This is a genomic window from Streptomyces guryensis, assembly GCF_021261325.1.
Lineage (GTDB): Bacteria > Actinomycetota > Actinomycetes > Streptomycetales > Streptomycetaceae > Streptomyces > Streptomyces guryensis.
In genome coordinates this window covers 51819-63107 of sequence record NZ_JAJSBI010000028.1, presented here as the reverse complement: position 1 = coordinate 63107, position 11289 = coordinate 51819, and the positions used below count along the sequence as shown (strand labels likewise).

At 72.9% G+C, this 11289-nt stretch carries 9 protein-coding genes; 6 read left to right on the top strand and 3 right to left on the bottom strand.

The window, feature by feature from the left end; genetic code table 11:
- The first annotated feature begins 46 nt into the window (after window positions 1–46).
- A complete protein-coding gene (locus LJ657_RS38495) occupies window positions 47–970 on the top strand; it encodes a LysR family transcriptional regulator (protein WP_232654131.1) in 924 nt (307 codons plus the stop codon).
- 281 nt (window positions 971–1251) lie between these two features.
- Window positions 1252–2217 carry a phosphotransferase gene (locus LJ657_RS38490; protein WP_232654129.1) on the top strand — a complete coding sequence of 322 codons (966 nt, stop codon included), beginning with the start codon at window positions 1252–1254 and terminating at the stop codon, window positions 2215–2217.
- Here the strand turns inward: LJ657_RS38490 and LJ657_RS38485 are convergent.
- Both LJ657_RS38485 and LJ657_RS38480 read right to left on the bottom strand, forming a co-directional pair.
- Complete coding sequence (locus LJ657_RS38485) at window positions 2192–2905, bottom strand: gamma-glutamyl-gamma-aminobutyrate hydrolase family protein (protein ID WP_232654126.1); 714 nt, start codon at window positions 2903–2905, stop codon at window positions 2192–2194. The two genes, LJ657_RS38490 and LJ657_RS38485, sit on opposite strands and share 26 nt — an antisense overlap.
- A gap of 85 nt (window positions 2906–2990) precedes the next feature.
- Window positions 2991–3725: a FadR/GntR family transcriptional regulator gene (locus tag LJ657_RS38480; protein WP_232654123.1), complete on the bottom strand. Its 735-nt coding sequence runs from the start codon at window positions 3723–3725 to the stop codon at window positions 2991–2993.
- Between the two features lie 94 nt (window positions 3726–3819).
- Between LJ657_RS38480 and LJ657_RS38475 the strand changes: the two genes are divergently transcribed.
- The 4 genes from LJ657_RS38475 to LJ657_RS38460 are packed head-to-tail and all read left to right on the top strand — an operon-like array spanning window position 3820 to window position 8615.
- On the top strand, window positions 3820–5190 hold the full coding sequence (locus tag LJ657_RS38475; RefSeq protein ID WP_232654121.1) for a glutamine synthetase family protein: 1371 nt from the start codon (window positions 3820–3822) through the stop codon (window positions 5188–5190).
- An 8-nt stretch (window positions 5191–5198) separates the two neighbouring features.
- Window positions 5199–6572, top strand: coding sequence for an aldehyde dehydrogenase family protein (locus tag LJ657_RS38470; protein ID WP_232654119.1), 1374 nt, complete (start codon window positions 5199–5201; stop codon window positions 6570–6572).
- The gene (locus LJ657_RS38465; RefSeq protein ID WP_232654117.1) at window positions 6569–7351 is read left to right on the top strand and encodes a 3-oxoacyl-ACP reductase; all 783 of its coding nucleotides are present in this window, start codon (window positions 6569–6571) and stop codon (window positions 7349–7351) included. Before LJ657_RS38470 ends, LJ657_RS38465 begins: the two co-directional genes overlap by 4 nt.
- A gap of 25 nt (window positions 7352–7376) precedes the next feature.
- Window positions 7377–8615, top strand: a complete 1239-nt coding sequence (locus tag LJ657_RS38460) for an HAD family hydrolase (RefSeq protein ID WP_232654115.1) — start codon at window positions 7377–7379, stop codon at window positions 8613–8615.
- 31 nt (window positions 8616–8646) lie between these two features.
- On the opposite strand, the gene LJ657_RS38455 is transcribed toward LJ657_RS38460, so the two are convergent.
- Complete coding sequence (locus tag LJ657_RS38455; RefSeq protein ID WP_232654112.1) at window positions 8647–9849, bottom strand: amino acid deaminase/aldolase; 1203 nt, start codon at window positions 9847–9849, stop codon at window positions 8647–8649.
- Between the last annotated feature and the right edge of the window lie 1440 nt (window positions 9850–11289).

Genomic DNA, 11289 nt, shown 5'->3' with positions numbered 1-11289 from the left:
GGCCACGACCAGGGAGTATGGCTCTATGAGCGCATAAGCTGGGGTTATGAGTAACAGGGAGGAGCCGCCGACCGCCGTTGTCCCGCTGGCGCATCGGGTGCCCGATCTCGGGGCGCTGGAGTTGCTGCTGGCGGTGGCGCGGCTCGGCAGTCTGGGCGGGGCCGCGCGGGAGGTGGGGATCACCCAGCCGGCGGCGAGCAGCCGGATCCGGTCCATGGAACGGCAGTTGGGTGTGGCGCTCGTCGACCGTTCACCGCGCGGCTCCCGCCTCACGGACGCCGGTGCGCTGGTCACGGACTGGGCTCGGCGGATCGTCGAGGCGGCGGAGGCCTTCGACGTGGGTGCGCAGGCGCTGCGCGACCGGCGGGACTCCCGGCTGCGGGTGGCGGCGAGCATGACGATCGCCGAATACCTGCTCCCCGGCTGGCTGTTGGCGCTGCGCGCCCAGCGCCCCGACACGGCGGTGTCGCTGCTCGCGGGCAACTCGGCTGTGGTGGGGGAGCGGTTGCTGTCGGGTGAGGCGGACCTGGGTTTCGTGGAGGGGGTCAGTGTGCCGCCCGGCCTGGACTCGGCGGTCATCGCCCACGACCGGCTGATCGTGGTGACGGCACCCGGGCATGCGTGGGCCCGGCGCCGGCGTCCGCTGGAGGCCTCGGAGCTGGCGGCGACGCCCCTGATTCTGCGGGAGAAGGGTTCAGGGACCCGGCAGGTCCTCGATGCGGCACTGGGCGGGCTGGCGCGGCCGCTGATCGAACTGTCTTCGACGACCGCGGTGAAGGCTGCGGTGGTCAGTGGGGCGGGGCCGGCCGTGCTGAGTGAGCTGGCGGTGGGGGAGGAGCTTGCGATGCGGCGCCTGGTGTCGGTGCCGGTCGACGGCGTCGCGCTGGCCAGGGATCTGCGGGCGGTGTGGCCGACGGGGCATCGGCCGGTGGGGCCGGCACGGGAGCTGCTGTCGCTGACCCGGGGGTAACGATTCTTCCTCGCCCCCGCCGCCCCTACCCGTCCCCAACCGGGGGCCAGCCCCCCGGACCCCCGCTCCTCAAACGCCGGAGGGGCTGAATTTTCACCGGCCGGGGCTGATCTTCGCCCGCCGGGGCTTGGTCTTTCAGCCCGTCCGGCGTTTGAGGACGAGGCCGTTCAGGCCGAAAGCGGGGGTCTGGGGGCGCAGCCCCCAGGGGACGGGAATGGGAAGGGGCGGCGGGGGCGAAAACCTTTGGCGGGCGGGGGGCGCCGGACCGCATCATGAACCGCATGACCACCCCCGCCCCGCCCGCCGCAGGCGTCCGCACACCCTGGGAGGCACTCCCACCCACCGTGCGCAACGCCGTCGCAGACGTGCTCGGCGGCACTCCCGTCGTCCACGCAGTCACCCAATCCGGCGGCTTCTCCCCAGGCACAGCCGCCCGCATCCGAACCGCCGACGGCCGCCGCGCCTTCGTCAAGGCGGTGAGCGCGGACACCAACCCGCACAGCCCCGCCCTGCACCGCACCGAGGCCCGCCACACCGCCGCCCTCCCGCACACCGTCCCCGCACCCCGCCTCCTCGGCACCTTCGACGACGGCACCTGGGTCGCCCTGGTCCTGGAGGAGGTCCCCGGCCGCCAGCCCCATGTCCCCTGGCGGGAGCGGGAGTTGCAGCGCGTCCTCGACGCCGTGGCAGAACTCAGCCGTATCCTCACCCCGTCCCCGGTGGACGCACCGGCCGCGGCCGAAGCGCTCGCCGAGGACTTCTCCGGCTGGCAGCGGTTGCGGGCGCAGCCGGAGCACGAGGTCCGCGGACGCCTCGACGCCTGGACTCTCGCCCAACTGCCCCGCCTCGCCGACATCGCCGCGGACTGGACCCGGGCCGCGTGCGGTGACACCCTCGCCCACGCCGACCTGCGCGCCGACAACATGCTGCTCACCGCCGAAGACCGGGTCGTCTTCGTCGACTGGCCGCACGCGGTGCGCGCCGCACCGTGGTTCGACCTGCTGGTCATGCTGCCGTGCGTACGGGCCCAAGGCGGTCCGGACCCGGAGGAGGTGTTCACGGCGCATCCGCTGGGCCGTGACGCGGATCCGGTCGGCGTCACCGCCGCGCTCGCGGCACTGGCCGGGTTCTTCGTGGAGAAGTCCCTGCTTCCGGCTCCGCCCGGCCTGCCCACCCTGCGCGCCTTCCAACGCGCCCAGGGCGGCGCCGCCCTCGCCTGGCTCAGGAGACGGCTGAAGGCCTCGTAGGAGAAGCAGCCGCCTCCACCAGCGCCTGCATCACCCGCAGGTCGTCCCCCATCTCCGGATGCCACTGCACGCCCAGCACCCAGCCGTCGGCGGACGGCAGTTCCAGCGCCTCCACCGTCCCGTCCGCCGCGTGTGCCGACGCGACGAGGCCGGTGCCGAGGTGGTCGACGGCCTGGTGGTGATACGTCGGTACGAACGTCTCCTCGGGGACGGCGGCGGCGTACCGCGTGCCGGGCACCGGCTTGACCGGATGGTGGCCGAAGACGCCGACCACCTCGGCGTGGCCGTCGATGTGCTGGACGAGGGTGCCGCCCAGGGCGACGTTCAGGAGCTGCATGCCCCGGCAGATGCCCAGCAGGGGGACCCGTGCGGCCAGCGCCGCGTCGATCAGCGCCAGTTCCCAGGCGTCCCTGGCGCGGGCCGGCGGACCCGTCCGCGGATGGGGCTCCGCGCCGTAATGGACCGGCTCGACGTCCGGACCGCCCGCGATCACCAGACCGTCGAGGCGCGCCACGGCCGCGGAGGCGTGCTCCGGCGCGTCCGGCGGCAGCATCACGGCCAACCCGCCCGCCCGCTGGACCAGCCGCGGATAGCCGGCCGGCAGCAACGCGGCCTCCAGCTCCCACACGCCCCAACGCGCCCCGGCCTCCAGATACGTACTGATGCCGATCAGCGGCCCGTCCGCCATGCGTCCTCCCGGTCCGGCAAAGGATTGTATTCATACCTTTGTCGAGAGGTGCCCTCGAAGGCAAGGCCCCCCAGAAAGCGGCTCCTCACGCCAGGAAGCCCCTGAGCAGCGCCGCCGTCCCCGCGCAGTGCTCCCGCATCATCTCCCGTGCCCCGTCCGCGTCCCCGTCCAGGACCGCCTCCACCAGTGCGACGTGCTGCCGCTGCGAGTGCTCCAGGTTGCGGACGAGGAGCGGGATGCAGTCGAGCAGGTCGTTCACCGTCGCCCGGACCGCCGCGTACTGCGCGGTCAGCGTCGGAGAGCCGCACAGCTCGGCCAGCGTCAGATGCAGCATCGTGTCCAGCCGCCGGTAGTCGGCGAGCGGCGCGTCGCCCGTGCGGGCCAGTGCCTCGCGCAGCCGGTCCGCCTGCTCCTCGCCCAGGCCGTGCGTCGCGCACAGCCCGGCCGCCCCGACCTCCAGGACCTCCCGGAAACGCAGGACGTCCTCGATGTCGACCTCGGCGATCCGGCGCCGCAGCTCGTCCTCGCCGCCCGCGTCCGCGCGGGGCAGGACGAACGTGCCGCCGTAGCGTCCGCGCCGGGACTCCACCAGACCCTGGTCCTGCAGCACCTTCAGCACCTCGCGCAGCGTCACCCGGCTGATCCCGAGCCGCTCCGCCAGCTCCCGCTCGGCCGGCAGCCGGTCGCCCCCCGGGACCAGGCCCAGCCGTACGACCTGGAGGATCTGCTCCAGTGCCTCCTCGAAGCCGTTGCCCGCCCGCACCGGCCGCAGTACCGGTGTCAACCGGTCCTCCGGGCTGCCGTCCGGATTCAGCGACATCCCGCCGCACCCCCTTCCCAAGCAATGGTTCTCCGCAATACCTTATGGCTTCCGGCCCGGTCGAAAAAGCGTCAGCAGCCGAAGGAGCTCTCCCGTGGCAGACCGCACACCCCCGCTCGGCGTCGAGGAGCTGCATGCCCTCGTCGCGAGCGGTGAGATCGACACTGTCGTCCTGGCCTTCCCCGACATGCAAGGGCGGCTCCAGGGCAAGCGGTTCGCCGCACGTTTCTTCCTCGACGAGGTCCTCCACCACGGCACCGAGGGCTGCAACTACCTCCTCGCCGTCGACACCGAGATGAACACCGTCGACGGATACGCCATGTCCTCCTGGGAGCGCGGCTACGGCGACTTCGCCATGCACCCGGACCTGCGCACCCTGCGCCGGGTGCCCTGGAACGCCGGTACCGCCATGCTCATCGCCGACCTCGCCTGGAACGACGGCTCGCCCGTGGTCGCCGCCCCGCGCCAGATCCTCCGCCGCCAGCTGGACCGCCTCGCCGAGCACGGCTTCACCGCCCAGGTCGGCACCGAGCTGGAGTTCATCGTCTTCAAGGACACCTATGAGCAGGCCTGGGACGCCAATTACCGAGGGCTGACACCGGCGAACCAGTACAACATCGACTACTCGGTCCTCGGGACCGGGCGCATCGAGCCCCTGCTCCGCCGTATCCGCAACGAAATGGCGGGCGCCGGCCTCACCGTCGAGTCCGCCAAGGGCGAGTGCAACCCCGGCCAGCACGAGATCGCCTTCCGCTACGACGACGCCCTGCGCACCTGCGACCAGCACGCGATCTACAAGACCGGCACCAAGGAGATCGCCGCCCAGGAGGGCGTGTCGATCACCTTCATGGCCAAGTACAACGAGCGCGAGGGGAATTCCTGTCATATCCACCTCTCCCTCGCGGACGCGGCCGGCAACAACGCCATGGCGGGCTCCTCCGACGACCCCGGCGGCATGTCGGACGTCATGCGGTACTTCCTCGCCGGACAGCTCGCCGCCCTGCGCGACTTCTCGCTCCTGTACGCCCCCAACATCAACTCCTACAAGCGGTTCCAGCCGGGCTCCTTCGCCCCGACCGCCGTCGCCTGGGGATACGACAACCGCACCTGTGCCCTGCGGGTCGTCGGCCACGGCCGCTCGATGCGCTTCGAGAACCGGCTGCCCGGCGGTGACGTCAACCCGCACCTCGCCGTCGCCGGGCTGGTGGCGGCCGGGCTGTACGGCATCGAGCAGAAGCTGGAGCTTCCCGAGGCCTGCGCGGGGAACGCGTACACCGCCGAGTACGAGCACGTCCCGACCACCCTGCGCGAGGCCGCCGAGCTCTGGGAGAACAGCCCCATCGCCAAGACCGCCTTCGGCGACGAGGTCGTCGCGCACTACCGCAACATGGCGCGCGTCGAGCTCGAGGCCTTCGACGCCGCGGTGACCGACTGGGAGCTGCGCCGCTCCTTCGAACGCATGTGAGGCCCCTGTTGTCTGCCGAGCACGAACTCGTCGTACTGAACCCCGCCACCGAGGAGGTCGTCGCCACCGTCCCCGCCGCCGACGCGGCCGAGGTGGATCGCGCCGTCGCCCGCGCGGCAGCCGCCCAGCGGACCTGGGCGTCCGCCGCCCCCGCCGACCGGGCCCGGCTGCTGCGCCGCTTCGCCGACGCCGTCGACGCGCACGCCGAGGAACTGGCCCAGCTGGAGGTCCGCGAGGCCGGCCACGTCCTCGGCAACGCCCGCTGGGAGGCAGGCAACGCCCGCGACCTGCTGCTCTACTCAGCGGGCGGCGCCGAACGCCTCCTCGGCAAGCAGATCCCGGTACCCGGCGGCTGGGACGTCACCTTCCAGGAACCGCTGGGCGTGGTCGGTGTGATCGCCCCCTGGAACTTCCCGATGCCCATCGCCGCCTGGGGCTCCTTCCCGGCCCTCGCCGCGGGCAACGCGGTCGTCCTCAAGCCCGCCGAGACCACCCCGCTGACGGCCCTGCGCCTGGCCGAACTCGCCCTGGAGGCGGGCCTGCCGGAGCATCTCTTCCAGGTCGTGCCGGGCTACGGCCACATCGCCGGCCGTGCCCTCGTCGACCACCCCGACGTGGCGAAGATCGTGTTCACCGGCTCCACCCGCACCGGCCGAGAGGTCATGGAGCGCTGCGCCCGTCTGGTCAAGCCGGTCACCCTCGAACTCGGCGGCAAGAGCCCCAACATCGTCTTCGCCGACGCAGACCTCAGGAGCGCCGTAGACCCCTTCTCCTTCCTGGACAACTCCGGCCAGGACTGCTGCGCCCGCACCCGGATCCTGGTCCAGGAGTCGGTGTACGACGAGGTACGCGAGCTGCTCGCCGACGCGCTGGCGGGTGTCGTGGTGGGCGACCCCGCCGACGAGAAGACCCAGATGGGCCCGCTGATCAGCCGTCAACAGCTGGACCGCGTACGGGCGTTGGTGCCGGACGAGGCTCCCGCTCTGCGCGGCAGCTCCCCCGACGGGCCCGGCTTCTGGTTCCCGCCGACCGTCCTCACCGGTGAGCGGCACGACTCCGACGCGGCCCGCGAGGAGATCTTCGGTCCCGTCGCCGTCCTGTTGCCCTTCACCGACGAGGCGGACGCGATCCGCCTCGCCAACGACACCCCGTACGGACTGGCCGGCTCCCTGTGGACCCGAGACCTGGGGCGCGCCCTGCGTGTCTCGCGGGCCGTCCGCGCCGGCAACCTCTCCGTCAACTCCCACTCCGCCGTCCGCTACTGGACCCCCTTCGGCGGCTTCAAGCAGTCCGGCCTGGGCCGCGAGCTCGGCCCGGACGCCGTGGCCGCCTTCACCGAAACCAAGAACGTCTTCATCAGCACGGAGGGCCCCGCACAGTGACCGACACCCCTGTTTGCCGACGCCTGATCGGGCGTACCGCCGTCATCACCGGAGCCGGCAGCGGCATCGGCCTCGCCACCGCACGCCGGCTCGCCTCCGAAGGCGCGCACGTCGTCTGCGGCGACGTCGACGACGCCCGCGGCAAGGCGGCCGCCGAGGAGGTCGGCGGAATCTTCGTGAAGGTCGACGTCACCGACCCCGAGCAGGTCGAGGCGCTGTTCAAGACTGCCTTCGACACCTACGGCAGTGTCGACATCGCCTTCAACAACGCGGGCATCTCCCCGCCCGACGACGACTCCATCCTGGAGACCGGCCTGGAGGCCTGGAAGCGCGTCCAGGAGGTCAACCTCACCTCCGTCTACCTGTGCTGCAAGGCCGCCATCCCCTACATGCGGCAGCAGGGCAAGGGCTCCATCATCAACACGGCGTCCTTCGTGGCGCGCATGGGCGCGGCCACGAGCCAGATCTCGTACACCGCCTCCAAGGGCGGCGTGCTCGCCATGTCCCGCGAGCTGGGCGTGCAGTTCGCCCGCGAGGGCATCCGCGTGAACGCCCTCTGTCCCGGGCCGGTCAACACCCCGCTCCTCCAGGAGCTGTTCGCGAAGGACCCGGAGCGGGCCGCCCGCCGTCTGGTCCACATCCCGGTCGGCCGGTTCGCCGAGGCCGAGGAGATCGCCGCCGCCGTCGCCTTCCTCGCCAGCGACGACTCCTCCTTCGTCAACGCCACCGACTTCCTGGTGGACGGCGGAATCGCGGGCGCGTACGTCACGCCCCTGTAGGGACGAAACGGTACGGTCCACGCGTATGCGACCCCTTCTCGCGTGGACCCTGGCCGCGGCCGCCGCCCTGGCGGCCGCGCCCACCGCCCACCCCGTCTCCCCGCACTCGGACTGCCCCCGCCTGACCGGCACTTGGTACGGCGACAACCGCGCCCGCCTCCAGCAGGTCATCGACGAGCGCGGAACCTGCTCGGGAGCCGGCGGGCACCCCGTCGCGGTCTTCGACTGGGACAACACGGTCACCAAGAATGACGTCACCGACGCCACCCTCTCCTGGTCCCTCAGACACGACCGGCTCCTGCGCCCCGCCGACTGGAAGAACACCAGCCCCTGGCTCACGGACGCCGCCGACCGCGCCCTGACGGAGGCGTGCGGCACCGGCACCCCCGAACCCCTGCGCACCTCGACGAACCCCGGCTGCACGGACGAGATCCTCGACATCCGCGAGAACGCCACCACCACGAGCGGCGCCCCCGCCTTCGCCGGCACCTGGAACCACCGCCGCACCGTCCCGCAGTATGCCTGGGTGCCCCAGCTCTTCGCCGGCCGCACACCCGCCGAACTCGCCTCCTACGCCCGCGCGGCCCGCACCGAGGCCCTTGCGGCCCCCATCGGCGCCACCCGCACCCTCGGCACCCACACCGTGCCCGCCTACGTCCGCTACTACGACCAGCAGCGCGACCTCATCCACACCCTCCAACGGGCCGGATTCGACGTCTACGTCGTCTCCGCGGGCTCCGAACCGATCACCGAGGTCTGGTCCCGGGCCATCGGCATCGACCCCGCCCACACCATCGCCATCCGCTCGCTCCTCGACCGCCGAGGCCGCCTCACGCCCCTCAACCAGGGCTGCGGCAACGTCCCCGCGACCCGCGGCACCGCGATCCCCTACATCGACGGCAAACGCTGCTGGATCAACCAGGAGATCTACGGCGTCCGGGGCGCCGCCGCCTGGCAGCGGCAGCCGTGGCCGCGGCGCCCGGCCCTCGCCGCCGGGGACGCCGACACCGACGTCACCTTCGTCGGCGACGCGACCGGCGCGCACCTCGTCCTCAACCGCAACAAGCCGGAACTGATGTGCCGGGCCTACGACGACGCCGACGGCCGCTGGCTGATCAACCCCATGTTCATCGCACCCCTGCCGCGCAGACCGGACCCGTACCCGTGCTCGACCAGGGCCCACAACGCGTCCGACGGCGCCAAGGACGCCCTCCTGCGGGACGACGGTTTCGTGGTCCCGGACCAGCCGGACACCGTCTTCTGACCGACGCCGACGCCGACGGACCGTGCACCGGCTACAGGAAGGTGTGGCCTTCCCCGCGGTACGTCGGGACGGTCGCCGTCACCACGTCCCCCTCGACCAGATGCAGCACGTCGAAGCGCTCGCACAGCTCACCGGCCTTGGCGTGCCGGAACCACACCTTGTCGCCGATCAGCAGATCGTCGGCGGGGGAGCCGAGCAGCGGGGTCTGCACCTCGCCGGGCCCCTCCTGGGGGTCGTAGCGCAGCCCCTCCGGCAGGTGCGGGACGGGCAGCCGGTCGCTCCCGGGCGCACCGGAGGCGGGGTACCCACCGCCGAGGACCGTGACGACCCCGACCCCCGGCCGCCGTACGACCGGCTGGGCGAACAGTGCCGCCGGACGCCCGCTGAAGGACGTGTAGTTGTCGAACAGGCGGGGCACGTACAGCCCGGATCCGGCGCCGATCTCGGTGACGGCGTCCTCGGCGGCGGTGGTCTGCACGCTGCCGGTGCCGCCGCCGTTGACGAACTCCAGACCCGGTACCACGGCCCGCACCGCACGCACCACCTCACCGCGCCGCTCGGCGAGCTCCCGACGGGCGGTGGCCTGCATCAGCCGCACGGCACGCGACCGCAGCGGCCGCCCGGCGACGGAGTCGCCGACGCCCGCGATGTGCCCCTCGTACGCCATGATCCCCACGACCTTGAACCCCGGCCGTCGTGCCACCACCCGGGCCATGTCGGCGACCTGGGCGGGGGAGTGCAACGGCGACCGACGCGCCCCGACGCGCACGCGCCCGCCGAACAGCTTCAGCGAGGTGTCCAACTCCAGGCAGACCCTGATGACTTCACGCCCGCCGTCACGGGCCTCGTCGATGAGCCTCAGCTGCGCGGGGTCGTCGACCATGACGGTCACGGCGGCGGCGAGCTTGGGGTCGGAGGCCAGCTCCGCGAAGCGGGCGCGGTCCGCGGACGGGTAGGCGAGCAGGATGTCGTCGAAGCCGCCGCGCGCCAGCCACAGGGACTCGGCGAGGGTGAAGGACATGATGCCCGCGAACCCGTCCTTCGCGAGGACCCGCTCCAGCAGGGCCCGGCAGCGGACGGACTTGCTGGCGACACGGATCGGCTTGCCGCCGGCGCGGCGCACGAGGTCGTCCGCGTTGGAGTCGAAGGCGTCCAGGTCCACGATGGCGAGGGGGGCGTCGAGATGGGCGGTGGCCCGGTCGTAACGGACCCGGTCGGCGGCGCGCGCAGTCATGAACGAAGCCTGCCAGACAGGATTACCGCAGGGTAGGGGGACGTTCCGGGCAGATGCCCCGTGCTCGTGGACTGGTTCCCGTATCGACAGGGGCAGCCCGTAGAGTGACGCGCACGTACGGCGGAACGGCGGCGGTTGCAACTGCATCCGGATGCCGGTCCGCTCGCACGGGTATGCGTGCCCGGGACGGACAGACCCGGCGTCGACCGGTTGAGCACGAGGACGACGGCCCGCGTACAGGTAGACGGCCCGGGCGCGAGGAAAACGGGGGGCGCATGAGCACGGAAGCGCGGCACGCCTCCATCCCGCCGCGTCCACCCCAGCCCCCGACGGTCGGCCCGCTGCCATCGGAAAGCCGCGCGAACCCGGAGCAGGACGCTGCCGTGACGCCCTCCGACCGCACGCCCGCATCCGGCGAGGCCTGGTCCCCATGGCGACGCTCCGAACCCTTCGAGGCGTTCGGCCACCACACGCCCGCCATGGGGTCGAACGCCGAAGCCGGTTCCGACTCGTCCGCCGAGCCCGACCCTGCTCCGGCCGACCCCCCTGGCCCGCGCGTGCCCTTCGTACGGGACGTGGGCCCGCAGACCCCGCCCCCGCCGCGGGCCTCGGCCCGCTTCCCGGACGCCCCTGCGCCGGCCGGGCGCGAGGAACGGGGTGACGGCGCCGGTACGACCGCTCCAGGGACCGCGGTACCACCACGCCCCAACCACCGGCCCGCGCCGCCGCCCGTCCGCACGGATGCCCCCACTGAAACCACCGCACGCCTTAGCCCGGTCGCTCCGGAGGCGCCGCCCGCCCCACAGGGCACCGGCCGGACTCCCGCGCCGTCCGATCCCGGGGGCCGCCCCGGCTCGGACGCTCCCGCCGGTTCGGGTACGCGGTCGATGTCGTCGTCCGCGCCATCTGCTGACCCGCGGTGGCGTACCGATTCGGCTGCTGGTCGGATGTCTTCGGCCCGTCTGGCTTCTGGCTCGGGCGCGGCGGGATCGGAGGCTTCCGGTGGTCCGGTTACGTCCCCTCTGACCCCGGCCCGGCCTCCTGCTGACCCGCGGTGGCGTACCGATTCGGCTGCTGGTCGGATGTCTTCGGCTCGTTCGGCTTCTGGCTCGGGCGCGGCGGGATCGGACGGTCCCGATGCTTCGGCCGCGCCCCCGCTGACTCCGGCCCCTGCTCCCGCCGATCCGCCGCGGCGCCCCGACCCGACCGCTGGGCCCATGCCCCCTGCCCGTCCGGATTCACGCCCCGGCGCGACCGCGCAGTCCAGGTCGCCCCGCCGGCCCGGCAGCACCCCGCCCCCTGCCGCTCCGGTCGGCCGCCCAGGCGTCACCCCGCCGCCGGAGACCCGCCCCGGCGCGGCCACGCCGCCTGCTCGCCCGAGCTCGCCCCCTGCCGCTCCGGCCGGCCGCCCCGCAACCAGCCCGGCGCCAGGCAACGGCG